The following is a 24,933-nucleotide window of genomic DNA, read 5'->3' on the forward strand; positions in this document are numbered from 1 at the left end:
GTGTTGACGCCCAGCCGGCGCACGCCCGCGTGCACCACCACTTTACTCCCGCCGAGCCCCCATGGACGCGCGGCAGCCCGAACGGGAAGGATGGTGCATGCACATGGTGTCCGTCCGCCGCGTCACGGCCACGGCCCGAGCGCCGCCCGCACCACTGCCCGCACTACCGCACGCCACCCCGAGCCGCCCGGAGGCCGCCCGTATGAGCGCACGTTCCCTGCCCGTCAGCTCGCCCGGCGAGCAGGGCGTCGACGCGTCGGGCGTTCACGCGTTCCTCGATGCCGTCGAGGCCGCCCCGGACATCGAACCGCACAGCCTGATGATCCTGCGCCACGGCCACGTCGTGGCCTCCGGCTGGTGGGCGCCGTACACCCCCGATGGCCTCCAGCTGCTCTACTCGCTGAGCAAGAGCTTCACGTCCACCGCCGCGGGATTCGCCACAGCCGAAGGGCTGTTGCGTCTCGACGATCCCGTGATCTCGTACTTCCCCGAGTTCGAGGCCGACATCACCGACCCGCGCAGCCGCGCCATGCTCGTACGGCATGTCGCGTCGATGGCCAGCGGTCATCTCGCCGAGACCTACCCCGAGGCGTTCCGGCTCGACCGGAAGGAGGCCGTACGCGGCTTCCTGCTGATCCCGCCGGAGCGCGACCCCGGCACCGTGTTCGCGTACAACAACCCCGCCACGTACACGCTCGCCGCGATCGTGCAGCGCGTGACCGGCCAGTCGCTGACGGCGTATCTGCGGCCCCGGCTGTTCGACCCCCTCGGCATCGGCGAGACCGCCTGGCAGCAGCGCCCGGCCGGACGCGACCTCGGCTTCAGCGGCCTGCACGCCGCGACCGACGCGATCGCCCGGCTCGGCCAGCTGTATCTGCGGGACGGCGTCTGGGAGGGCCGGCGGCTGCTCGCGTCCTCGTGGATCGCGGAGGCCACCCGCGCGCACATCTCCAACGCGGACGGTACGGCCGAGGGGGCGCTGTCGGACTGGCAGCAGGGGTACGGATTCCAGTTCTGGAGGTCCCGGCACGGATACCGAGGCGACGGGGCCTATGGGCAGTTCTGTGTCGTCCTGCCCGAGCACGACGCGGTGATCGCGACGACCGCGGCCACCGAGGAGATGCAGGACCTCCTGAACCTGGTGTGGCGTCACCTGCTGCCCGCGTTCGCTGACGCTCCGCTGCCGGGCAGGGAGGACGACGGGCTGCGGCGACGTCTCGCCGGGCTCGCCCTCCCTCCGGTCAAGGCGCATCCGGAGCCCCCGGCGCGCGGCGACGCCTGGGCGGGCGCCGAGTTCCTTCCGGAGGGCGGCGTCTGTGCGGATCAGCGGACACTGACGGGAGTGACGGTCGCGGCGGGCGAACAGGGCTGGCGGGTGTCGCTGGCCGAGGGGGACGGGCGACTCGACTTGCGGCTCGGTGAAACCGACTGGACCGTCGACCCGGGGCCGGTTCCCACGGCGGTGAGCGGGGGCTGGACCGACCCGGAGACCCTGCACGTCGACGTGCTGTTCCTGGAGACCCCGCACCGCCTGACGGTGACCTGCTCGCTCCCGGACCGTACCTTCACGGCGCGGTGGCACACGACCCCGCTGCACGGCGGCCGACTGCGCTCACTGCACGCTCCCCGGCACGTGCCGTAACGGCCGCCGGAAAACGCCAGACCGCGCCACCCCTTCCGCCGCCTAGAAATATCTACCAACATGCATATGCCTAGGGGCTGATGGGCAATCGCAGTCCCCGCTGGCCGTGTCTTTCTCCGTGCCTGTCGCGGAGTGGAATATCCCAGGGGTGGGCGATGACGAACGCGATGTGGACGCAGAGTGTGGAGTGGCTCGCCGCAGCCGCCACGAACCCCCGGGCGTGCAAACGGGAGTGGGATCAGGGGAGCGGGGGTGTGCTCCTGGAGGCCGGGCGCTTCTGGGACGTGCTCAGCGTTCCCGAACAACTGGGTCTGCTCGCCCTGGACATCCTGTGGTGCGATCCGCTTCAGGTGCCGGGGCCCACGCTGGTGGACTGCGCGGCCCATCGCGTCGGTTTCTTCCTGGCGCCCGATCCGGCCAGCCGCTGGGTGGGGTCAGGACTGCGCCACCTCGGCAAGGGCTCATGGGTCGCCGTGCCGCCGCCGTACCGGTCCGCGGGGTTCCTTGAGTGGATCATCCCTCCGGACGGGACGGGCGCTCTGCATCCCGCCGTCCCGTTGGAGCTGGCGCTGCGTCAGGCCAACGGAACACTGGCCGTCCTGGCGCCGCTCAGCGCGGAGTAGTCCTCACCAGCCGGGGAGGCCACGGGGCACGGGCACCGCCGGCACGGGTTCGGCTTCGTGCCTCTCCGGAGCCGGTGCGGCGAAGGAAGCCCACAGCACCTCACGGACATCACGACGCTCCGGAACCCCACGGCCCTTGGCCCGCCACTCCGCGACGAGCTGCGCGTAGATCGGGGGATGGCTCCGGTAGTCGTTGGTCAGTTCGGCGTACGGGCCGCCCGTGATCGCGCGGCTCGGGACGGGTCGCAGTGCTGTGTGAGTGCTGTCCATGCCGGGGCAACGTCTCCGTGCAAGCCGGTGGTACGTGTGGTTGTCGCCGCCCACCGGGTTGAGTGAGCGCGCCCCCCCGATCGGAGTAACGGGGTCGCCCGCTGCCGTCCCCGTCGGTGGCCCGCCCGCATCGCTACTATGCGGCACCGTAGTAGTGGGCCTGCCCCCCGCGCCACTTCACCCATGCCGGATCGTCCAGGAGATCTTCCGCGTCGGGCAGCCCCGCCCGGCCCAGGAACTCGAGCAGATCCTCGTCGGTGAACGCCACGCCGAGGTTCTCGCCCCGCGCGGTCACCTGGCGACCGCCGGTGCCGAGCGCTGGATGAACGATCAAAGGAGCCCGTCCGGACATGTCTCCAGCATCGTCCTGAGCGCGGCAACGCGCATCCGGACGGGTGACCCCTCGGAGGGAGCCTCCTTGCCTCCCGGACGAGGAACGCCGGATTCCGCGTCCTTTCCGGGCACGTCCTCAAGGCGAGCGTTACGGAGAACGGGCACTGAAGAGCCGCCGCCCGACCGATGGGCAGGCGCCCGGGTCCGCGGGATGCTGGGTGGGTTCACGCAACCGCAGGCCCGGCCCCGCGTTCCTCGCGCCGGGCCCCGAACTCGGCGTGTTCCCTCGGAGAGGCGGAAGCCCATGAGTTCCTCCGGCACACCGCATCCCCTCCCGGTGGGGGAGCGGGTCCCCGATCCCGACGCCTACCCCGGCGTGCTGGAGATCGAGCACGGCCTCCAGGTGCGGACGCACCTCGTCAACTGACCTGAACCGGGGGAGAGATGGACGAACGCACCGAGAGCGCCGAGCGTCGGCGGCTGGCCGACGCGGACGGCTCCGGGGTGCCCTGGCGCCGCTGGGGCCCCTATCTGAGCGAGCGCCAGTGGGGCACCGTCCGGGAGGACTACAGCCCGGACGGCGACGCCTGGTCGCACTTCACCCACGACCAGGCACGCTCCCGCGCCTACCGCTGGGGCGAGGACGGCATCGCCGGCGTCAGTGACGACCAGCAGCGGCTCTGCTTCGCCGTGGCGCTGTGGAACGGCCGCGACCCGATCCTCAAGGAGCGCATGTTCGGCCTGACCAACGCCGAGGGAAACCACGGCGAGGACGTCAAGGAGTACTACTTCCACCTGGACAACACGCCCACCCACGCCTACATGAAGTACCTCTACAAGTACCCGCAGGCGGCATACCCGTACGAGGACCTCGTCACCACCAACGGCAAACGCGGCCGCCACGAAGGCGAGTACGAACTCCTCGACACGGGAGTCTTCGACGACGACCGCTACTTCGACGTGTACGTCGAGTACGCCAAGGCAGGCCCGGAAGACCTGCTCATCCAGATCACCGCGCACAACCGCGGCCCCGACGAGGCGGCCCTGCACGTGCTGCCCACCCTGTGGTTCCGGCACACCTGGTCCTGGGCCGGCGGCACCGCCGTACCGAGCCTGCGGCAGGAACCGGGCGGCCGGATCCGCGCCGAGCACGAGGAACTCGGGCGGCGATGGCTCCACGGCGCCACCGGCACCCCAGCCCTCTTCACTGAGAACGACACCAACGACCAGCGCGTCTTCGGCAGCCCCAACCCCTCCCCGTACGTCAAGGACGGCATCGACCGCTGCGTCGTCCACGGCGAGAGCACGGCCGTCAACCCCGAACGGACCGGGACCAAGGCAGCCGTCCACCACGTCCTGTCCATTTCCGGCGGGAGCAGCGCCACCGTGCGCCTGCGCCTGAGCGACACCGAACTCGCCGACTGGGAAGCCGGGTTCGACGCCATCATGAGGCGACGTCGGGCCGAGGCCAACGAGTTCTACGACGAGCTCGGCGCGCCCGGGATGAAGGACGACGAACGCCTCGTCGTACGGCAGGCGCTGGCCGGCATGCTGTGGAGCAAGCAGTACTACGCGTACGACGTCGAACGCTGGCTCGCGGGCCATGGCGTCGACCCGCTCGCCGCCGACCCCAAGGTCCGCAACAGCGGCTGGTACCACATGGTGGGCGGCGACATCCTGTCGATGCCGGACACCTGGGAGTATCCGTGGTTCGCCGCCTGGGACCTGGCCTTCCACACCATCGCCCTGTCCATGGTCGACATCGCCTTCGCCAAAGGGCAGTTGGACCTGCTGCTGCGCCGCCTGTATCTGCATCCCAACGGGCAGATCCCGGCGTACGAATGGAACTTCGGCGACGTCAACCCACCCGTGCACGCCTGGGCGACCCTCTTCGTCTACGAGCTGGAGAAGCAGCGCACCGGCCGCGGTGACCGCGCGTTCCTGGAGAACGCCTTCCAGAAGCTGATGAAGAACTTCACCTGGTGGCTCAACCGCAAGGACCCCGACGGCAACAGCGTCTTCCAGGGCGGTTTCCTCGGCCTCGACAACATCGGTGTCTTCGACCGCAGCGCGCCCCTGCCCACCGGCGGCACCCTCGACCAGGCCGACGGCACCGCCTGGATGGCGCTGTACTGCCAGAACCTGCTGGAGATCGCCATCGAGCTGGCGCTCGACAACCCCGTCTACGTCGAGCACGCGCAGGCCCTCTTCGAGCACTTCGCGTGGATCGCCGTCGCCATGAACCGGATCGGCGCCGCCAACGACAGCCTCTGGGACGAGGAGGACGGCTTCTTCTACGACCTGCTGCGGCTGCCCGACGGCACCGCGACCCGGCTCAAGGTGCGCTCCCTCGTCGGCCTGATCCCGCTCGCCGCCACCACCGTCATCGGCGACTGGGCCGACAAGCGATTCCCCCAACTGATCGCGGGGGCCAGCGAGTTCATCGCACGCCACCCGGCCGTCGAGGCGGTCGTCGCCTCCCACCGACCCTTCGACGACAGCGCGGGCGGACGGCACCTGTTCGCGCTGTTCGGGGAGGACCGGCTGCGCCGGATCCTGTCCAGGATGCTGGACGAGGAGGAGTTCCTCGGCCCGTACGGCATCCGCTCGCTCTCACGCCACCACGCCCGGCATCCGTACACGTTCGACCTGCACGGCGAAGTCCACCGCGTCGCCTATCTGCCCGCCGAGTCCGACTCCGGGATGTTCGGCGGGAACTCCAACTGGCGCGGACCGGTCTGGTTCCCCATCAACCTGCTGATCGTCCGCGCCCTGCTGAACCTGTACGCCTACCACGGTGACCGCTTCACCATCGAGTGCCCCACGGGCTCCGGCCACGAGATGAACCTGTACGAGGTCGCCCGCGAGATCTCCACCCGGCTCACGGACACCTTCCTCGCGGACGACACCGGCCGCCGCCCGGTGCACGGAGCACAGCACAGGTTCCAGACGGACCCGCACTGGCAGAACCTGCCGCTGTTCTACGAGTACTTCCACGGCGACAACGGCGCGGGCATCGGCGCGAGCCACCAGACCGGCTGGACCGGCCTCGTCGCGGTCACCGCCACCCTCTTCCACCTCGTCGACCCCGGACAATGGCCGACACGCAGCCGCGACGGCCTGCGAATGTCGCCGGATCAGGAGGAACCTCTGTCCTGAAGTGGTTGGATTCAGTACCAAGCGTGTAGTTACTTCCCTACTTGAGGAGCTTCCCGATGGGTGCGGTGGACCTTGCAGCGATCGAGGCGGAGCGTCAGCGGATCCGGGACGCGTATCTGCACCAGGAGAGGCCGGCGAGCTCCGCCCGCGGAGTGCACCATGTCGCGCTGCTCTCCTCGGACGTGGAGCGGACCGTGCGGTTCTACCAGGGAGTCCTGGGGTTCCCCCTCACGGAGATGATCGAGAACCGCGACTACAAGGGCTCGACCCACTTCTTCTTCGACCTCGGCAACAGCAATATGCTCGCCTTCTTCGACTTCCCCGGACTCGACCTCGGCCCGTACGCGGAGGTGCTCGGCGGGCTGCACCACCTGGCCATCTCGGTCGACCCCACCACCTGGCGGGGGCTGCGCGACCGGCTCGACGCCGCCGGGGTCGAGTACATGGAGGAGAGCGGCACATCCCTCTACTTCCGGGACCCCGACGGCGCCCGCGTCGAACTGCTCGCCGAACCGCTCGGCGAGATGTACGGCAGGTCGGTGCGCTGACGGCGCGGCTCCTGGCCGACGCCGGCCGGGCGCACAACAGGACCGGCCGAGCGCACAACAGGAGCCGACGCGGGCTCAGCGCAGATCGAAACGCTCCGCCCAGTTCATGACGTCCCGGGTGGTCGCGTTGCCCCCGCACAGCACCAGCCCGATCCGGGCCCCGTCACCCACGCGCTCCAGCACCCGCCGGGCCGCGGGCAGCAGACAGCCCGCGGCCGGCTCGGCCCACACCTTGGCGTGGTCGGCGAGATCGAGGGTGCCCCGCACGGCCTCGCGGTCCGGGACCACCAGCACCTCGTCGACCAGGGCGGACACATGGTCGTACGTCAGCCGCGAAACGGCCGGCGCGCTGAGCGTGGTCACGATCGAGGACAGCGCCACCGGCACCGGACCGCCCGCGGCCAGTGCCTCCGACATGGCCTGCGCGCCTTCCGTCTCCACACCCCAGATCCGCACCCCGGGCCGTAGCGCGCGCAGGGCCGCGGCGACACCGGAGATCAGGCCGCCGCCCCCGATGCTGACCAGCACATCGGTGAACTCGCCCGCGTCCTCGGCGAACTCCAGGCCGACGGTGCCCTGCCCGGCGATCACCAGCGGATCGTCGAACGGGTGGACGAGCGTCAGCCCCTCGGCCCGCAACCGCGCCATCAGCGCGAACGCCCCGTCCATGTCATCGGTCAGCCGCAGTGAGGCGCCGGCCGACTCCACGATCTCGGCAGCACGGGCCGACGCCGACCGCGGCATCACTACGGTCGCCTTCACGTCCAGGGCCGCGGCCATCACGGCGAGCGCGATCCCGTGGTTGCCGCCGCTCACCGCCACCACACCCGCCGCACGCTCGGCCTCGCTCAGCGCGAGCAGCCTCGCCGTCGCGCCCCGCGCCTTGAACGACCCGGTGCGCTGCAGCAGTTCCAGCTTCACGGTGACCGGCACGCCCAGCAGCGAGGACAGCCCCGGACTCGTCACCGTCGGCGTCCGCACGACATGAGCGCCGATCCGCTCGGCCACGGCCCGGATCTCCGGGATGCCGATCAAGGCAGCCGACCCATCCAACCCTTTCAACCCTTCCAACTCTTCCAACTCTTCCAACTTTTCCGTCCACAACTGGCCGCGCGGGAAGGACAGTTCTCCTCAGCGCAGTGTCTCGGCCCAGTTCGCGGGAACCCGTCCGGCGGGCCCGGGCGTGGGCTGGTCGGCCGGGTGGCTCACCGGGGGAGCGAGGTCGGGGCCGGACTCGTACATCTCGGAGGTGTCGTAGTTCCAGAACCAGTTCTCGCCCGGTTCGAAGCTGCGGATGATGGGATGCCCGGTGCTCTGCGCATGCGCGGTGGCGTGCTTGGACGGTGAGTCGTCGCAACAGCCGATGTGACCGCACTGGGCGCAGCGCCGCAGATGGAACCACCAGCCGCCGGCGGCGTCGCACTCGGTACAGCCGGTGCCGCTCGGCGGAACGGTGGGGTCGATTCCGGTCGGCGCGGTCATGACGACTCCTCGGAGGTGTCCGTGGCGGTCAGTGGAAGACGTACCTGGAAACGGGTGTCACCCGGCACGGACTGCACCTGGAGGCTCCCGTGGTGCTTGTTGACGACGATCCGCCACGAGATGTCCAGGCCGAGCCCGGTGCCCTCGCCCACCGGCTTGGTGGTGAAGAACGGGTCGAAGATGCGGCCCTGGATCTCCGCGGGCACCCCGGGTCCGTTGTCGCGGAACTCGACGAGCAGGTGGTCGTGGTCGAGCGCGGTGCGCACCGTGAGCACACCCTCCCCTGCCATCGCCGAGACGGCGTTGTCGATGAGGTTCGTCCACACCTGGTTCAACTCGCCCGGATAGGCGGGGATGTTGGGCAGCGTCCGGTCGTACTCCTTGACGATCGTGATTCCGGAGCCGATCTTCCCGGTGAGCATCATCAGGGTGCTGTCGAGCAGTTCGTGCACATCGGCGACCTGGTAGGGCGCGCGGTCCAGCTGCGAGTACTGCTTGGCCGCGTTCACCAGGTTCGAGACGCGGGTCGTGGAGTCCTCGATCTCGTTCATGAGGAGCTCGGTCTCCACCGTGTAGTTGAGCCAGCGGATCGCGCCTTCGAGTGTCTCCTCGTCTACGGCCCCCGCGATCTGGTCCAGCCAGTCCGTGTCGAGCCCCGCCTGCACGAACGTCGGCGCGAGCTGCCAGCCGCCCGCGATGCCGTGGTCGTCCAGCCAGTCGGCGAGGGCGTCTTCCCGGTCGGAGGCCTCCAGCGGGCTCAACGGGGTGGCCTTGGCGACCTGTTCGGCCGTACGTTCCTGGATCTCGACCAGGGTCTCCATGGCGTCGCGCGCGTACCGGCCCGACGCGATCATGCCGAGCTTGTGGCGCATCCCGGCCACCCGGTCCCGCAGCGCGGACGTGGCCCGCACCGCCGCGGCGGCGGGGTTGTTGAGCTCGTGTGTCAGCCCGGCGGACAGCGAGCCGAGCGCCAGCAGCCGCTCGCGCTGCCCGATCATCCGCTGGGTGTTCTGGCTGCCGAAGAACATCCCCTCCAGCAGATGCACCGCCATCGGGAACCAGTCGCGCAGTATCGAGGCGAACGTCTCGGCGGGCAGGATGAAGAAGCGGGACGGCTCGGTGACCCGCGCGGAACCCTTGTAGCTCGCCTGGCTTGATCCGTCGAGATAGGCCTGCATGGCGCCCGCGTACACCCCGCGCTGCGAGGTGCGGCTGATCTCCACCTCGTCGCCGCCGACCCGCCGTGACATCACGATCGTGCCTTCGAGGAGCACGAAGAAGCAGGTGGCCGGTTCGCCCTCCTGGTAGATGTAGCCGGGCTCGAACAGCTCCACCCGGCCCTCCCGGCACAGCCGCTCGAGCTGCTCCGTGTTCAGCTTCTCGAACAGGAACAGCGTGGCGAGCTCCGCCATGTCGCACGGCATCGGCCGCCCGCTCATGACTGCTCCAGATAACGGTGGACGAGCATCACGGCCATGGCTCCCTCTCCGACGGCGGAGGCGACACGCTTGGCGGACTCGGCGCGCGCGTCCCCGGCCACGAACACGCCGGGCACATTGGTCTCCAGGTGATACGGCGGCCGGTCCAGCTCCCAGCCCGCGGGCGGCTGCCCGTCGGGCGTCATGTCCGGGCCGGCCATGATGAAACCGCGCGTGTCCCTGAGCACGGTCCCCTCCAGCCAGTCGGTGAGCGGGGCCGCGCCGATGAACACGAACATCCATTGCGCGTCGACGAGTTCGGTGTGCCCGCTCGCCACATCGCGCAGGGTGAGCTGCTCCAGATGGTCCGTGCCGTGCGCCGCCTCGACGACCGTACCGGTGCGCACACTGATGTTGGGCGCGTCGCCGATCTGCTGGATCAGATAGTGCGACATCGACGCGGACAGAGACGAACCTCGGACCAGGATGGTGACGGACTTGGCGCCCCGCGCCAGGTACATGGCGGCCTGACCGGCCGAGTTCGCCCCGCCCACGATGTACACGTCGTGGCCCTGGCAGGCGGCCGCCTCGGTCAGCGCCGACCCGTAGAAGACCCCGCATCCCGTCAGATCGGCCAGGCCCGGAGCCTCCAGCTGCCGGTACGACACACCCGTCGCCAGAATCACCGAGTGCGCGGCGATCGCGGAACCGTCCGAGAAGTGGATGGTGCGCGACGCCCCCGTGACCTCGAGACGGGTCACCTCGCGCGCGGTGAGGATCTCGGCGCCGAACTTCGCCGCCTGCCGCCGTGCCCGGTCGGTGAGCTGCGCCCCGGACACACCGTCGGGGAAGCCGAGATAGTTCTCGATGCGTGAGCTCTGCCCCGCCTGCCCACCGGTCGCCTGGCGCTCCACGAGAACGGTCCGCAGCCCCTCGGACGCGCCGTACACGGCCGCTCCGAGCCCCGCCGGACCGCCGCCGATGACGACGAGGTCGTAGAACTCCTCCGTCGGCGTCGTCGCCAGCCCCACCTGCGCCGCCAGATCCGGGTCCTCGGGCTCCACCAGCGGCGTACCGTCCGGGGTGATCACCAGCGGCAGCCGCTCACCGTCCTGCCCGGCGGCGGCCAGCAGCCGCAGCCCCTCCGGCGTGTCGGACGAGTACCAGCGGTAGGGCACCTGGTTGCGGGCCAGGAACTCCCGTACGCCCGAGGAACGCGCCGACCACCGGTGCCCGACCACCTTGCAGGTCGCCACGGGCCGGTAGTCGCTGGCCCGCCACGCGTCCAGCAGATCGTCCACGACCGGATAGAGCTTCTCCTCCGGCGGATCCCACGGCTTGAGCAGGTAGTGGTCCAGATCGATCACATTGATCGCGTCGATCGCCGCGTTCGTGTCCGCGTACGCGGTCAGCAGCACCCGCCGCGCGCCCGGATACACGTCGAGGGCCTGCTCCAGGAACTCGATGCCGTTCATCTGGGGCATCCGGTAGTCCGCGAGGATCACCGCCACCTGGTCACCGCGCAGCTTCAGCTCCCGCAGCGCGTCCAGGGCGGTCTCCCCGGACTCGGCGCGCACGATCCGGTGCGCCTCGCCGTAGCGGCGTCGCAGGTCGCGGGCGACGGCGCGCGACACTCCGGGATCGTCATCGACGGTCAGAATGACGGTCCGCGCTGGACTGGCGGCCTGTGCCATACGTCTCCCACCCCGAGCAGGTCAGTTTCGTTCCGGCCGCACGGACGCATTCGGGCTCCGCTCGGCCGGTACAGGCCCAATCGTATGTACGATCGGTCACCTTTGCTCAGAAACCGGCTTCTCAGGCAGGCGACGCGGGGGCGTCCGCCCGGGGCGGCAGGGCGTCGCGGACCTTGGGCAGGATGGTCGTGACGTAGTCCTCGACGGCCGTGTCCAGGCCGATGTCGTGCTGGGCCTGCTCGGACAGGAACCAGCGGTGTTCGAGGAGCTCGTGGTAGACCTCGGCCGGGTCCATGGATCCCCGCAGGTCCAGCGGCACGGCCCGGACGGTGGGCCGGAACACGTCCCGCACCCAGCGGTGGGCGAGGACCTCCGGGCGGGCGGCGAGGGGGTCGCCGGGCGCGTAGTCGTCCTGGGTGGCCATCCAGCTCTCCAGGTCGTTCAGGAGCCGGCGTGCCTGGTTCTCCTCGGTGTCGAGCCCGGTCAGCCGCAGCAGCTGACGCTGATGGTGGCCCGCGTCGACGACCTTGGGGACGAAGGTGACGGTGTCGCCGTTGGCGGAGTGGGCTATCTGCATCTCGGCGACATCGAAACCGAGGTCGTTGAGGCGGCGTATCCGGCGGTCGATGTAGTGGTACTTGCCCGCCGGATACACGGACGTGCGGGTCAGTTCCTCCCACAGGCCCTGGTAGCGCGCGCAGATCTCCATGCCGAACTCGATCGGGTCCACCGAGGGGTGCAGGGCTCCGGCCGCCTCCAGGTCCAGCAGCTCCCCGCTGATGTTGACCCGGGCGAGATCGAGATCGTACTCGCGCTGCCCGCTGCTGAGCTGAGGGTGCAGGTCCCCGGTCTCGGCGTCCACCAGATACGCCGCGTACGCCCCGGCGTCACGCCGGAACAGCGTGTTCGACAGCGAGCAGTCGCCCCAGGCGAACCCCGCCAGATGCAGCCGCACCAGCAGCACCGCGAGCGCGTCCATCAGTCGGTGCATGGTGGCCGGACGCATCGTCGTCTCGAACATCGACCGGTACGGCATCGAGCCGCCCAGGTGCCGGGTGATCAGTACGGGTTCCAGCGGCTCGCCGTCGCCGTCGGTGCGCCCGGTCACCACGGCGAGCGGATCGACCGCCGGGATGCCGATCCGGTCCAGGCTGCGCAGCAGCTCGTACTCGCGCACCGCGGGCCGCTCGGCGAGCTCCTTGACGGCCACCACCTCGTCCCCGGCGCGCGCGTAGCGCACCACATGCCGGGAGATGCCGCGCGGCAGCGGCACGAGGTAGTGCTCGGGCCACTCCTCCAGGGGCAGCTGCCAGGGCAGTTCGAGCAGGAGCGCGGGATGCTCCGGGTTGGTGGCGCTGATCTGCAAAGCCATCGCTGGGCTGCCCTCACCTCAGGGTCGAACGGTGTCGGGCTCAAGCATCTACGAATGATCCGGGAGGCGGAAGACGGATCGGGCGTTGCCCGACAGGAACAGCTCCGTCGTCTCGTCGTCGAGGCGCAGGTCGGCGAGGTGTTCCAGCGCCCGAGCGGGCGTGATCATGGGGTAGTTGGTGCCGAACAGGACCTTGTGCCGTCCCCGGCCGCGCAGATACTCCACCAGCTCGGGCGGATAGCGGCGGGCGGTGTACGCGCTGGTGTCGATGTGGACGTTCGCGTGCTTGTCGGCCACCGCGATCATCTCGGTGGTCCACGGGTAGCCGATGTGCCCGCAGACGATGGTCAGTTCGGGGAAGTCGAGCGCGACCTGGTCGATGTACGGGATGGGCCGGCCGGTCTCGGAGGGGCGCAGCGGTCCGGTGTGCCCGACCTGGGTGCAGAAGGGGACGCCGAGCTCGACGCAGGCGGCGTACAGCGGATAGTAGAGCCGGTCGGTGGGCGGCAGCTCCCACAGCCAGGGCACGATCCGCAGGGCCACGAAGCCCAGCTCCTCGACGGCCCGCCGCAGCTCCCGCACGGCCGCGACGGGCTTCGTGAGATCGGCGCCCGCGACACCGCGCAGCCGCCCGTCGGACCGGGCGACGAACCCGGCGACCTCGTCATTGCTGATGAGGGCGCCCTGAGGCCCGTACCAGGCCGCCGAGAGGCCGATCTCCACGTCGGCCTCCGCCATCGCGGCGACGGTGACCTCGACCGGCAGCGGCTCCTTCAGCAGCTCCATGCCCGTCCACCGGCGCAGCGACTCGAACATCTCGTGATTGGAATGACGCAGTGTGGGGTGCTGCATCCACGCGTCGACGACCGGCATGGTCCCGTGCCTCCCCTGGGTCGGACAACCTGACTAAGCGATTGCTTACCCCGACCCTAGGGGTGATCGCGCCCGACGGCCACCTCGATGCGATACCTCCCGACGGCTACGTCGACACGGCATCGAACATCGACACGGCATCGACGAGCGCGGTCAGCGCCGCGGCCAGGCGCGCCAGCCCCGGACCCGCCGGACCGCCCGGTTCGGTCATGTACGTGTCCCGCCGGATCTCCACCATCAGGGCCGCGACCCGCGGCTCCCGTTCGTAGAACCGCAGCGGCACGTACGCGCCGGAGAACGGGCTGTCGATCCCCACACCCCCCACGCCCGCGAACGCCTTCTCCGCGAGGGCGACCAGCTCGGGCGGTGTGTGAAAGGAGTCGGTCCCCACGCAGACCGGCGGCCGCGCACCGTCGCCGTGCAGCTCGTAGGGCAGCCGGGCCGCCGGATACGAGTGGACGTCGACGACCACGGCCCGCCCGGTGGCGGCCAGCCGGTCGGCCACCGCCGTCGTCATCGCCCGTGCGTAGGGGTGGAAGTAGCGGTCGATCAGCGGCCGCGGATCGACGTCCGCGGGCCGCAGCGGCGCGCGATGCGTGGTCCGGGTGTAGACCGCGCCCATCCCGACGGCCAGCATCTCCTCCCGTTCGTCGGGAAAGCGCTCGGGATCGATCACCAGCCGGGACAGCCGGTTCACGAACCGCCACGGCGTGACGTCGGCCGCCTCGGCGACGGCCGCGGCAAGCTCCGCGGTGTGCGCGTCCGTGATGTGGTCCAACTCGCGCTCCAGCCCCGCGTCGTCGAGCACGATGCCGTCGCGCAGAGACGCCGGTACGGACCGCGAGGAGTGCGGCACATGCAGGATCACGGGCGAGTCGGCCGCGCCGGGCAGAAGCTGGAAGGAATCACGGGCGTCCGGGGAATCCAGGGTGTCGTCCATACGAGATTCCTATCCCAGCCCGGCCGGCCCGAGGGCCTGCCCTCACCGGCTGCCGCCGTGGCGCGCGTAGTGCTCGATCAGCGCCGCCCGCGTCGTCTCCAGCCGGTGGGCCAGGATGGCGCCGATCGTCCGGGTCAGGGACAGCTCCAGCGTCGGATCCTGGTCGCAGAGAGTCCGCACCTGCGCCGCGTCGAATTCATAGGCGCGTACGGGACTGAAGGCCTCGGCGCCGAAATCCCAGGTGTGGGGCGGGAACAGCCATGACCAGCCGAGCAGATCGCCGGGGCCCAGTTGCGCGACGGAGATACGTCTGTCCGCGACGACCCGCTGGTACAGGGAGACCGTCCCGGAGCGGACCACCCAGAAACGGTCCGCGGTACCCCCTGCCTCGAAGATCCTTCCGTCCGCGGGGAACGAGACCTCGCGGGCCACGCCCATCAGCCGTTCGCGATGCTCGGGGGAGAGAGCGGGCAGGAGCCGGAGAGCTGTGGGCATCGCGGACCTCCATCGCGCCGCCGCGGAGAAGCGACTCGTTCCGCGGATGTCGTGCCGGTCGTATCCCGTCACTCTCCATTGGAGCCGGTTCTACGGGATCCGGCTATTGGAGCCGGTTCCACGGGATCCGGAGCGTCGGGGCAGGAATCCGTCGGAATGGGCCCAGGAAACGCGCCCACCATGCGGCACCTCCGGCCCCTCATCCGGCGCCGGACAACGACTGTGGGACTCATGGCAGCTGGTGTGCAACCAGGGAGCGGGCCCGATCGTCATTGGCATGAGGGGTGAGGGGGAGCGGATGGGTGTGGTGCGGATCCTGCTGCCCCTGCCGCGTGCGCTGGCCCGGGTCAGCCCGCGGGCGGGTGGGCCGTTGCTCGGCGCCGCGCTGCTGCGGTGCCTCACACCGGGGTGGGTGTGGATGCGGCCACAGCCGCCGGCGCGACGCGTCGCATGGAGCGCGGAGGCCGTCGCCGCGTACCGCAGCCTTCTCGTGGGTGAGCACCCTCGGCGACGTGACCGGGACGGTCTGGCCCGCGCCCTGGCCCTGTACGCCAACGCGCTGCTCCTGGCCGGCCGTCATCAGGATGCGCTGATGGCGGCCGACGAGTCCCTGACGGTCCCTGGCGCCCGAACGTCCCGGGCACAGGCCGCCTCCGTCCTGCACACCCGAGCTCAGACGCTGACCGAGGCCGGTCGGCTCGAGGAGGCTTTGGAGGCGGCCCGGGAATGCGTGGCGGCGTACCGGCATGCCCTGCCCCGGCGCCGGGACAGGCCGCTGGGGACCCTTGCCGGCGCCCTGCGCACCTACGCGCTGGTGCTGGGCGGCCTCGGTCGTGCGGAGGAGTCCGTCGCTGTCTACGAGGAGTGCGCCGGGCTGCTTCGGGACATGTCGTTCAGACAGCAGCAACGCGTGCAGCTGGTGAAGCCCCGCGTGCTGGTCGAGCTGACCGGCGGACTGCGCGCGCTCGGTCGGTACGGTGAGGCTGTCGAGGTCGGAGCCGAGGCCCGGGAAGCGACGGACGAGATCCCCGCGTGGATCTACCCGGAGATCATGCTGCCACTGCGTGCCCGGCTCCTGACCGACCTGGCCCGGTGCCAGGAATTGACCGGTGACCTTCCCCGGGCGCGCGAGACCGCGGAGCAGGCCGTCGCCGTGAGCCGCACGCTGGCCGAGCGGAATGCGGCCATCGGCGAACCGTGGCTGGTCGAGGCCCTGGAGTGCCTGGCCCACCACCTGGGCCGGCTGAAGAAGACCGGCGAAGAGCGCTCGGCGCTGCGGGAGTTGGCCGATCTGTGCACCCGGCTCACCGTAAGCAGCCCCGAGGTCTACGAACCGAGACGCGCCCAGGCCCTGGACGACTTGGCCTTCTGCTGCGAGGCGGAAGGCGCCGACCGTGAGGCAGTCGAGGCGGGCGAACAGAGCGTGGCCGCGTATCGCAGCGCCGCGGAGCGCAGTCCCCAGACCTACGAACCGGAACTGGCCCGGGCGCTGGCCAATCTCACCATTCGGTACTACGGCACGGGCAGCCCGGACGCAGCCGTGGCCGCCGGCCGCGAGGCCCTGGCCATCACCCGTCGGCTGGCCGAGTCCGACTGGGACACCTACCAGCCGCTGACCCCCCGCCGCCTGCGGGTCCTCGCCCGCGCACTGCGACACGCCGGGAACGACGCGGGGGCACTGGCCTGCTACGAGGAGGCGGAGACGATCCTGCGGGAGCTGATGGAGGGCACCGACCCCGAGCGGTACGAGACCGGGCTCGCCGTCACCCTCTCCGCCCTCGCCAACACCCTGCGCACCGCCGCCAAGGCCCACCTCACCGGTGACCGCCTCGACGAGGCGGTCACCGCCCTGCGCAGTCTGCTGGCCCTGACCCGGCGCACCGACCAGACCGACGTCCATGCCGCCTGCCTCACCGCCTTCGCCGTGGCCCGCGCGCAGGCTCCGGATGAGGTCAGGTCGGCCTGGCAGCGGGTCACCGCGGACCCGTACCCGTCGTTCGTCTACCGGATTCCCGCGGCGCACAAGGCCTCCGCTACGAACTGAGGCTCGGGGGAGTGGCCTTCGAACCGCCGGTCAGCGCTGCGGGCACGGGCCACGTCAGCACCGCCAGTGCCCCGGCGGTCAGCAGCCCGCCGATCAGGAACGTTCCGCGCACCCCCACGGCGGACAGCAGGGCGCCTCCGGTCAGCGCGCCCGCCGCCACCCCCGTGTTGAAAGCGGCCGAGTTCGCCGCCAGGGCCAACTCGGTGCGCCCGGGCGCGACATGGAGCACCTGGCTCTGTGTGGCCATGAAGACGGGTCCCAGGGAAGCGCCGAGCAGCATCAGCATGGCGACGGTCACCGGCTGGCTGCCACCGCCCGCGTACAGGCCGAGCAGGGCCACCGCCTGGGCCGCCACCGGGACGGTCAGTGTCCCGCGCGGGAAGCGGTCGAGGAGCGGCCCGGCCGCGGTGACGCCCGCGATCCCCGCCACCCCGAACACCATCAGCAGCGCGCTCACCGAGCCCTCCGAGAACCCGCTCACCTCGTCGAGGAAGGCGACCACATACGTGAATCCCGCGAAGGCTCCGGTCACGGACAGCGCGGTGGTGGCCAGCACCACGGCGAACCGGCGGGCGTCGGGAGCGGCCCCGTACGCGGCATGCCCCTCCTCCGCACGCGAGGTCGGCAGCAGGACGGCGATCGCGACGAGCGATACGAGTCCGATCGCGCCCAGGACCAGAAACGGCGCCCGCCAGCCGCTGTGCCCGCCCAGCCAGGTACCGGCCGGTACCCCGAGCACCGTGGCGAGGGAACCCCCGACCGACAGCAGCCCGATGACCCGGCCGCGCCGCTCGGGCGGGAACAGCCCCACCGCGACCGGACCCATCACCGCCCAGAACAGCGCCTGGGCCAGCGCGGTCGCCACGCGTGCCCCGAGCAGGAACCCGTAGGAGAGGGCACCCAGTGCCGAGACCCAGCTGGCCAGCACGAGCAGCGCCAGCAGGCCCGACAGCACATGTCGGCGCGGGATCGACCGGGTCAGGTGCGCGAGGGGCAGTGACACGACGGCCACGGTCAGGCCGTAGCCGGTGACCAGCATTCCGACGGACGCCAGCGGCACACGCAGGTCGTCCGAGATGAGGGAGAGCAGCCCGACCGGCAGATTCTCCGTGGTGTTGAAGGTGAAGGCGGCCAGCATGAGCGCCGCGACGACGGCACCTCTGCGCCAGGCGGTGAGGCGTTCGCTCCCCATCAACGAGCCTTTCTGCGACGGGTTGTTGAGAGTGGCCGGGTGCGGCCACGGGCAAGCGTGCGGGGCGCTCGCACGGCCTTCTACTCTTTCGGCTGGAGCCGAATCACTCGTGGAAGGCTCGTCGAAGGCTCATCGAGGCTCACCGGAGGCCGTTTTGCCGCTGACTCTGCGCCTGGGCACCGACGACCTGACCCGGTGCCGGTTCGCGGTGTCCCCGCTCTGCCAGACGCACGAGGCGCTGCGCATGCTGCGGCGGCCGGCCCGGCACGCCTTCCACCGGGACTGGCTGCGGCGCGTACGCGACACCGTGGCGGGCCTGGACCTGTCGGAGCTGTGGCTGTTCATCCCCCGCAAGGGCGGCTACACCCCGGACTTCCTGGGACCGCCGCCCGAGACCCCGAACGCCTCCTTCGAGCAGGAAATCGCGCGGATGCGGGCCACCGACCCGGCCATGGCCCATGCGGAGCTGGCGCGTTCGCTCGCGTGCACGCCGGGCGCCACCGAATCGCCGTACGGGCGCGCTGCGTTGGACGACCCCGCGGCCACCGTGCGACGGCTCGCCGACCTCACCGAGCGGGCCTGGCAGGCGCTGCTCGCACCGGACTGGCCGCGCCACCAGGCCGTACTGGAGGCCGATATCGCCCACCGCACACGGCAGTTGGCGGACGGCGGCCTCGAAGCGCTCTTCGGCGACCTGCACCCGGGGATCGACTGGGCGGACGACACCCTCACCCTGCGCATGTACGCCGACCACCAGGAGGCACAGGGCGCCGACGGCCGGGGCATCCTGCTGATGCCCAGCGTCTTCGTGCGGCCGGACGTGGTGAGCGGCTTCGCCCGGCCCTGGCAGCCGACGGTCATCTATCCGGCGCGCGGCCCAGGCCTCCCGCCGGCCCCGGCCGCCGAGGCGCCCACGGCCCTGGCCCGGCTGCTGGGCCACCACCGCGCCGCCATCCTCACCGGCCTCCACAGGCCCGCTTCGACGACGGCCCTGGCGGACCGCCACGGCCTGGCTCCCTCGTCCGTCTCGGCCCATCTGTCGGTGCTGCGCGAGGCGGGGCTGCTGGTGTCGCACCGGCGGGGCCCGTACGTCCTCTACGGGCGCACGGCACTGGGGGAGGCGCTGGCAGCTGGGGCCTGAGCCCCTACACGTCGGCCTCGGAGGTCACGGTGAAGTGCGCCCCGTCGGGGTCGATGAGGACCGCCTCCGTCGAGCCGACCCCCTGCTGGTGGGCCGTGCCGCCGTGGGCCCGCGCGGCCCGGGCACAGGCCTCCACGTCGGAGACCGTGAAGTGGATCTGCCAGTGCGGCCTGATGGTGGGATCGGGAGCCGCCTCCACCGCGCCCGAGTGGATCCGGGCCACGATGTCCCCCTGGCTGCGCAGCACGACCTCGTTCTCTTCGTAATGGACCTCGCAGCATCCGGAGGCCTTGGAGGCCCAGCCCAGGACCTCTCCGTAGAACATGGCGGCGTCGAAGGCGTCGCGGGTGTGCAGCCGGATGAAGGCCGGCGCCGCGCGGCGCCACGCCTCCCAGCCGGCCACCAGCTCGCCCTCCCAGATACCGAAGACCGCTCCGTCCCGGTCGGCCAGCAGTGCCGCCCGCCCCGGCGGCAGCGAGATCGGCCCCACCGCGGTCGTACCCCCGCGTTCCTGGCTCCTGGAGACGGTCTCGTCCGCGCTCGACACCGCGAAGTAGGGAGTCCAGGCGACAGCCGTCTTCGCCACGAAGTCCACCTCGGAGACCCCCGCGACCGGGACTCTGTCCACGCGCGCGATCCTGTACTGATCGCCCATCTTGGTGTCCGAGGCCCACTCCCAGCCCAGCACGGCATGGTAGAAGGCCTCCGCGGCCCGCAGATCGCGTGTGGTCAGACTGACCCAGCACGGCGCGCCGAACACCGAGTGACTGGTGACGACCTCATGGTGGAGTGTTCCGTCGCTCTTCATCGCCGTACCGTCCTGACATCACTGGCCGGCAGCGGTCGCGGGGTGCATGCCAGACCCTCGGCATCAGCCCAGCCATAAGAGGCCTCCCGTGCCGGAAGGCCTCCGACGGCATCAGTAGCACCTGCGGATCCGCTGTCCCATCAGCTCCAGCATCCCCCGCCTCGGCGCCTCGCGCACTACGCGCGGGCTATCCGCGCGGCCGCTCCAGCGTCAGCAGCAGCCCCTCGACCGCGCCGGGGCCTATGCGGCCCTTGACGTCGGCGGAGGTGATCGCCTTGAGCTGCCACCCGTCCTCGGCGTGCTTGTTCAGGACCTTCTCCAGCTTGCCGCTGTCCAGCGCGTCGCCGATCAGCGACTCCCGGAAGGTGACGACCTTGTACTCGTACGTGTAGGGGCTACTCATGGCTGCGAGGCTCTCCTGCGTTTCGTTGGGCGTGGCCGGGCCCACCCAATCACTGTTCTCCGGCGCGGCACAGGGGCGGGCCCCGCCTGACACAAGGCTTTGTTGAAGCTTCAGGGATTGTTGGCACCCACACGCTTCGGCGGAAGGTGACGTGGACTCGGATCGGGGTTCCTCGGCGTTCCTGTCAACGACGGGCATGGCTTCCGGGCCCCGTAGCGTGGCGCACCCCAAGGCGGGATCTTGTGACGGCGGACCCAGGGTGACGCGATGTGCTGGAGTGCGACGGCCGATCTGGCAGCAGGTGCCGGTATCGCCGCTGTCGGAGTGGCCTGTGTGACGCGGGTGCGCAGAACAGGGGATCTCCCGCTGGCCGCGCTGCCGTTGCTGCTTGGCGCCCACCAGATCGTCGAGTCCGTGGTCTGGGACTCCGGTGGAGGAAGCGGTCCCGCCACTGTCGCCTGGGCCGTGATCGCCCTTCCGCTGCTGGCGGTGTGGGTACCGGCGGGCGTGCTCTGCGCGGCGCCGCGGCACGCCCGGCGCCGGTTGACGCTCCCGCTCGCGTCCGGTCTCGCGACCGCGGCGGCACTGGCGTACGCTCTCGCCGCCCGTCCCGCCACGGCCGAGATCCGCGGCCACGCCCTCGGCTACATCGTCGACCTGTCCCACGCGGAACTGCTCATCGCGGGCTATCTCCTCGCCACCGTCGGCGCACTGCTGCTCTCCGGTGATCGCGGCCTGCTGCTGCTCGGTGTCCTGGTCGCCGTGGGGGCGGTGATCTGCTGGGCGCTGTGGCAGCTGGAGTTCGTCTCGACGTGGTGCGCGTTCGCGGCGGTGAGCTCGGTGGCCCTGCTCGGGTGGGTGCGCGGAAGGGGAGCGGTCACCCGGGTGGCCTGACCTGACGAGTTCCTCATATCTGTCGGTCAGGGTCGACGCATGATCGATCCCGTACAGCGTGTTCCGGCGGTGGTTCTGGCCGCCTCGTTCCTGCTCGTCGGCTGCGGAGCCGGCGGCACGGTGGAAACGATGGGCCAAGGAGCCGGCGGCCCCGCGGTGAGGGAACGCGTGGCAACCTCCGCTCCCACGCCCACCGCATCCCTGGACGTGGCACCTCAGCAGCTGCCCGGTCTCGGGCCCAAGACCTTGGCCGCCGTCCCGTCGACGACCCGCCAGGCCGTCGTGGTGACCGGCCGGGGCAGGAACTCCCCGATATCCACAGTGGTGTTGTACGAGCGCACGGAGGCGGGCTGGCAGGCGGGACCGAGCTGGCCCGCGCACAACGCCCTGAGGGGATGGACCGACCACCACCGCGCCGGTGACCTCCACTCGCCCATCGGCGTCTACACCCTCACGGACGCCGGCGGGCTGCTGCCCGACCCCGGTACCCGGCTCCCGTACGACCACTCAGGCGCCTTCACCGCACCCGGCACGGGCTTCGAGGGCGAGCCCCTGACCGGCTCCTTCGACTATGTGATCGCCATCAACTACAACCGCAGGCCCGGCACCACACCCCTGGACTGGACCCGCCCCCTGGGCGCGGGCCGAGGCGGCGGCGTCTGGCTGCACGTCGACCACGGCGGTCCCACGCACGGCTGCGTCAGTCTCCGCAAGAACCACATGAGGGAGCTGCTGCGCGCGGTGGATCCCGACCGCGACCCCGTCGTCGTGATGGGCGACGCCGCCTCCCTCAGACGCTGAACCACCCGGCGCGGCAGGCCGGCGGGGCCCGCACATGAGGGTCTGCCCGCGAGCATCGCAGGCAGTTGTGAGGAAGGTGTCAGGGTGTGGCAAGCCCCTCTCACCCGCACTTTTCCCGCCCTTGTGCGCTTAGCATCGGCCGCGTGTGCGCATATGTGCTGGTCGCGGAGGACGACGAGAAGCAGGCGGAGCTGATACGCCGCTCACTGCTGAAGGAGGGACACACCGCCACCGTGGTCCATGACGGCGGGGCGGCTCTGGACGAGGCTCGACGCCACCGTCCGGACCTCGTCGTCCTGGACCTGATGCTCCCGGTGGTCGACGGCTTCGGGGTGTGCCGGGTGCTGCGGCAGAACGACGACATTCCCGTACTCATGCTGACCGCCCGCTCCACGGAGGACGACGTCCTGCTCGGCCTGGAGCTCGGCGCGGACGACTACATGACCAAGCCCTACAGTCCGCGCGAGCTGATGGCCCGCATCCGCACCGTGCTGCGGCGCAGCGGACGACCCGCCGCCGAACAGCGCGACGATCCGGTCGTCCGTGCCGCAGGAATCGCGGTGGACCCGGCACGGCACGAGGTGGTCTGCGAGGGCTCGCCCGTGGAATGCACCCCGGCCGAGTACGAGATCCTGCTGGCGATGGTGACCGAACCCGAGCGGGTGTTCTCCCGCAGGCAGTTGCTGCACCGCACCAGGGGCATCGACCGGGCGTCGACCGAGCGGGCCATCGACGTGCACATCATGAACCTGCGCAGGAAGATCGAGGCGGACCCCCGCAGACCGGTCCGCCTGCTGACGGTCTTCGGCGTGGGATACAAGCTCAAGGGAGACCGGGCGTGAGCCGCGGAACGCCCCCGGGCAGGAGCCGCGCCATCCCGCTGCGCAAGAGCCTCCTGGTGCGGCTGCTGATCACCTCCGTGCTCATCGCCGTGTGTTCCGTGGCGGCGACCGCCTGGCTCGCGATGCAGATCACCACCCGCGCCCTCCAGGAGGAGCAGGGCCAGGTACTCGCCGACGACATGGACATCCTCCGGCAGCTCAGCGGATACGCGGCCACCCATCCCGACTGGTCCGGCGTGGAGAAGACCGTACGGACGCTGTCGGACAAGACCGGGCGGCGTATCGCGCTGACGACCTCGGACCGTAAGGCGATCACGGACTCCGCGGTTCAGAAGACCGCCCTGCCGCCCCGTGCCGCCGCCACGGTCGACCCGTTGCACACCGACACCTTCACGGAGCCGGGAGCACAGCTCAGCGGCATCGATCCGCGGGCGGTGGGCCCCTACCGGCTGACGGTCAAGGAGCGCCTCCGTGTGGACAAGCTCGCCCTCGTGCGGCACGACTGCTTCGCGCGCAACGGAATCGACACCGACATCACGCGTACGCCCAGCGGCCGTTCCGTCCTCACGACCGCGGACGGGAGCCCCGAGTCCGGTTATGTGCCGGATGCGTGCGCGGACGGGAAGCTCTACACCCCCACCCCGACGGAGAAGAGGGCCCTGGCCGCATTGACGAAGGACACGGAGGCGTGTCTGAGCCGCCATGACGTGCACCTCGCCTCACCCACCGCCCTCACCGTCGACCTCACGGCCACGACCATGCGGCCCCGCTTCGTGCTGGAAAAGATCCGGAATGGGGGGCGCGACGCGGCGACCGCGACGACGAACAAGTGCGTCGACAGCGCACGCCGGGAACAGCTCGCTCCCTATGTCGCCCCGGCCGCCGAGCTGTTCCTGGGCACGGGGGACAGCGCCGTCCCGCGCTTCAACCTGTCCACGGCCAACAAGGCCAAGGTCGTGGGTGTCGCCGGTCTCGTCCTCGCCCTCACCGTGGCCGTGACCGCGCTGGTCGCCACCCGGCTCGTACGCCCCCTGCGCGCGTTGACGCAGGCCGCACAGCAGCCGCCGGAGCAGCATGTGCGGGTTCCCGTCACCACGCGGGACGAGACCGGCATCCTGGCCCTGGCGTTCAACGAGCTGACCGAGCGACGCGAACGCATGGAGGCCCAGCGCAAGGCGATGGTCAGCGACATCGCCCATGAACTGCGCACCCCGCTCACCAACATCCGGGGCTGGCTGGAAGTGACCCGCGACGGCATCGTCGACCCCGACCCGGAACTGCTCGCCTCCCTGCACGAGGAGGCGGTGCTCCTCCAGCGCGTCATCGACGACCTGCAGGACCTGGCCGCCGCCGACGCGGGTGCCCTCGGGCTGCACCGCGAGGAGGTCCGTGCCGACGAGCTTCTCGAACAGGTCGCCGCGGCACACCGCGTGGGGACCGAGGCGGCGGGCATCCGCCTGCTCACACGCGTGGACGGCTCGCCGTGGCTCGACGCGGATCCGGTGCGGATGCGGCAGGCGCTGGGCAACCTGGTGTCCAACGCGACACGCCACACTCCGTCCGGCGGCACGATCACCCTGTCCGCCCGCAGCCAGGACGGTCAGGTCGTCCTCGAGGTGGCCGACACCGGCAGCGGTATCGCTCCTGAGGATCTGCCCAGCGTCTTCGACCGGTTCTGGAGGGCCGAGAAGTCCCGCAGCCGGCGCACCGGCGGCAGCGGGCTCGGCCTGCCCATCGTCCGCCAACTCGTCGCCGCCCACGGCGGAACCGTCACCGTGACCAGCGACCTCGGCGCGGGCTCGGTCTTCACCCTGCGGCTACCCTGCGCGATGGAGCCCTCTTCCGCCGCCGTCGGGGCCGACTGACCTGTGACCGGCGCATTCCCGCCGATCGTGGTGGCGTCGCTACCAGGACCAGCGGTCCTGCTCTCCGGAGGGATCTGGTTGCCCCGACCGCCTT

General features: G+C 70.8%; 24 protein-coding genes. 11 read left to right on the top strand and 13 right to left on the bottom strand.

Annotated features, from left to right (window positions below; all coding sequences use genetic code 11):
• Positions 1-202: 202 nt before the first annotated feature.
• Together OG975_RS44885 and OG975_RS44890 are read left to right on the top strand one after the other, a co-directional pair.
• The gene (locus tag OG975_RS44885; RefSeq protein ID WP_406336739.1) at positions 203-1,642 is read left to right on the top strand and encodes a serine hydrolase domain-containing protein; all 1,440 of its coding nucleotides are present in this window, start codon (positions 203-205) and stop codon (positions 1,640-1,642) included.
• Between the two features lie 155 nt (positions 1,643-1,797).
• Entirely contained in the window at positions 1,798-2,265 is a 468-nt protein-coding gene (locus tag OG975_RS44890) for a hypothetical protein (protein WP_406335489.1), read from the top strand.
• Between the two features lie 3 nt (positions 2,266-2,268).
• Here OG975_RS44890 and OG975_RS44895 read toward each other — a convergent pair whose 3' ends face one another.
• Both OG975_RS44895 and OG975_RS44900 read right to left on the bottom strand, forming a co-directional pair.
• Entirely contained in the window at positions 2,269-2,535 is a 267-nt protein-coding gene (locus OG975_RS44895; RefSeq protein WP_406335490.1) for a hypothetical protein, read from the bottom strand.
• Between the two features lie 136 nt (positions 2,536-2,671).
• Positions 2,672-2,887: a hypothetical protein gene (locus OG975_RS44900; RefSeq protein ID WP_406335491.1), complete on the bottom strand. Its 216-nt coding sequence runs from the start codon at positions 2,885-2,887 to the stop codon at positions 2,672-2,674.
• A 285-nt stretch (positions 2,888-3,172) separates the two neighbouring features.
• Here OG975_RS44900 and OG975_RS44905 point away from each other — a divergent pair, with 285 nt between their 5' ends.
• Genes OG975_RS44905 through OG975_RS44915 form a run of 3 tightly spaced genes read left to right on the top strand, consistent with a single transcriptional unit; the run spans position 3,173 to position 6,575 of the window.
• Positions 3,173-3,295, top strand: coding sequence for a hypothetical protein (locus OG975_RS44905; protein WP_406335492.1), 123 nt, complete (start codon positions 3,173-3,175; stop codon positions 3,293-3,295).
• 17 nt (positions 3,296-3,312) lie between these two features.
• The gene (locus OG975_RS44910) at positions 3,313-6,027 is read left to right on the top strand and encodes an MGH1-like glycoside hydrolase domain-containing protein (RefSeq protein ID WP_406335493.1); all 2,715 of its coding nucleotides are present in this window, start codon (positions 3,313-3,315) and stop codon (positions 6,025-6,027) included.
• 56 nt (positions 6,028-6,083) lie between these two features.
• On the top strand, positions 6,084-6,575 hold the full coding sequence (locus OG975_RS44915; protein ID WP_381258194.1) for a VOC family protein: 492 nt from the start codon (positions 6,084-6,086) through the stop codon (positions 6,573-6,575).
• Between the two features lie 75 nt (positions 6,576-6,650).
• Here the strand turns inward: OG975_RS44915 and OG975_RS44920 are convergent, their stop codons facing one another.
• The 8 genes from OG975_RS44920 to OG975_RS44955 all read right to left on the bottom strand — a co-directional run bounded on the left by OG975_RS44920 (position 6,651) and on the right by OG975_RS44955 (position 14,849).
• Positions 6,651-7,610 (bottom strand): threonine/serine dehydratase, encoded by a 960-nt coding sequence (locus OG975_RS44920; RefSeq protein ID WP_381258192.1) that lies wholly within the window; start codon positions 7,608-7,610, stop codon positions 6,651-6,653.
• 96 nt (positions 7,611-7,706) lie between these two features.
• A complete protein-coding gene (locus tag OG975_RS44925) occupies positions 7,707-8,057 on the bottom strand; it encodes a UBP-type zinc finger domain-containing protein (protein WP_406335494.1) in 351 nt (116 codons plus the stop codon).
• Positions 8,054-9,496, bottom strand: a complete 1,443-nt coding sequence (locus OG975_RS44930; RefSeq protein ID WP_406335495.1) for an ATP-binding protein — start codon at positions 9,494-9,496, stop codon at positions 8,054-8,056. The genes OG975_RS44925 and OG975_RS44930 overlap by 4 nt, the downstream gene beginning before the upstream one ends.
• Entirely contained in the window at positions 9,493-11,169 is a 1,677-nt protein-coding gene (locus tag OG975_RS44935; protein WP_406335496.1) for an FAD-dependent oxidoreductase, read from the bottom strand. The genes OG975_RS44930 and OG975_RS44935 overlap by 4 nt, the downstream gene beginning before the upstream one ends.
• Before the next feature lie 121 nt (positions 11,170-11,290).
• Positions 11,291-12,541, bottom strand: a complete 1,251-nt coding sequence (locus tag OG975_RS44940; protein WP_406335497.1) for a DUF4032 domain-containing protein — start codon at positions 12,539-12,541, stop codon at positions 11,291-11,293.
• Positions 12,542-12,589: 48 nt separating this feature from the next.
• Positions 12,590-13,414, bottom strand: a complete 825-nt coding sequence (locus OG975_RS44945; protein ID WP_406335498.1) for an amidohydrolase family protein — start codon at positions 13,412-13,414, stop codon at positions 12,590-12,592.
• Between the two features lie 106 nt (positions 13,415-13,520).
• On the bottom strand, positions 13,521-14,354 hold the full coding sequence (locus OG975_RS44950) for an N-formylglutamate amidohydrolase (RefSeq protein ID WP_406335499.1): 834 nt from the start codon (positions 14,352-14,354) through the stop codon (positions 13,521-13,523).
• Positions 14,355-14,396: 42 nt separating this feature from the next.
• Positions 14,397-14,849, bottom strand: coding sequence for a cyclic nucleotide-binding domain-containing protein (locus tag OG975_RS44955; protein WP_327434252.1), 453 nt, complete (start codon positions 14,847-14,849; stop codon positions 14,397-14,399).
• A 277-nt stretch (positions 14,850-15,126) separates the two neighbouring features.
• Between OG975_RS44955 and OG975_RS44960 the strand changes: the two genes are divergently transcribed.
• A complete protein-coding gene (locus tag OG975_RS44960) occupies positions 15,127-16,893 on the top strand; it encodes a hypothetical protein (RefSeq protein ID WP_406335502.1) in 1,767 nt (588 codons plus the stop codon).
• Here OG975_RS44960 and OG975_RS44965 read toward each other — a convergent pair.
• Entirely contained in the window at positions 16,883-18,085 is a 1,203-nt protein-coding gene (locus OG975_RS44965; protein WP_406335503.1) for an MFS transporter, read from the bottom strand. The genes OG975_RS44960 and OG975_RS44965 overlap by 11 nt on opposite strands.
• A gap of 154 nt (positions 18,086-18,239) precedes the next feature.
• On the opposite strand from OG975_RS44965, the gene OG975_RS44970 reads away from it, so the two are divergent.
• Positions 18,240-19,226, top strand: a complete 987-nt coding sequence (locus OG975_RS44970; RefSeq protein ID WP_406335504.1) for a DUF5937 family protein — start codon at positions 18,240-18,242, stop codon at positions 19,224-19,226.
• 4 nt (positions 19,227-19,230) lie between these two features.
• On the opposite strand, the gene OG975_RS44975 is transcribed toward OG975_RS44970, so the two are convergent.
• Both OG975_RS44975 and OG975_RS44980 read right to left on the bottom strand, forming a co-directional pair.
• A complete protein-coding gene (locus tag OG975_RS44975; protein WP_406335506.1) occupies positions 19,231-20,034 on the bottom strand; it encodes a VOC family protein in 804 nt (267 codons plus the stop codon).
• Positions 20,035-20,221: 187 nt separating this feature from the next.
• On the bottom strand, positions 20,222-20,437 hold the full coding sequence (locus OG975_RS44980; RefSeq protein ID WP_327434257.1) for a DUF4177 domain-containing protein: 216 nt from the start codon (positions 20,435-20,437) through the stop codon (positions 20,222-20,224).
• A 267-nt stretch (positions 20,438-20,704) separates the two neighbouring features.
• On the opposite strand from OG975_RS44980, the gene OG975_RS44985 reads away from it, so the two are divergent.
• From OG975_RS44985 to OG975_RS45000, 4 genes are all read left to right on the top strand, one after another.
• Positions 20,705-21,331, top strand: coding sequence for a DUF6629 family protein (locus OG975_RS44985; protein ID WP_406335507.1), 627 nt, complete (start codon positions 20,705-20,707; stop codon positions 21,329-21,331).
• 39 nt (positions 21,332-21,370) lie between these two features.
• Entirely contained in the window at positions 21,371-22,132 is a 762-nt protein-coding gene (locus OG975_RS44990) for a L,D-transpeptidase family protein (protein ID WP_406335508.1), read from the top strand.
• A 143-nt stretch (positions 22,133-22,275) separates the two neighbouring features.
• Positions 22,276-22,974 (top strand): response regulator transcription factor, encoded by a 699-nt coding sequence (locus tag OG975_RS44995; protein ID WP_406335509.1) that lies wholly within the window; start codon positions 22,276-22,278, stop codon positions 22,972-22,974.
• Positions 22,971-24,839, top strand: coding sequence for a sensor histidine kinase (locus OG975_RS45000; protein ID WP_406335510.1), 1,869 nt, complete (start codon positions 22,971-22,973; stop codon positions 24,837-24,839). Before OG975_RS44995 ends, OG975_RS45000 begins: the two co-directional genes overlap by 4 nt.
• Positions 24,840-24,933: the final 94 nt, after the last annotated feature.

The sequence above is a fragment of the Streptomyces sp. NBC_00203 genome, from assembly GCF_045206325.1.
Classification (GTDB): domain Bacteria; phylum Actinomycetota; class Actinomycetes; order Streptomycetales; family Streptomycetaceae; genus Streptomyces; species Streptomyces lutosisoli.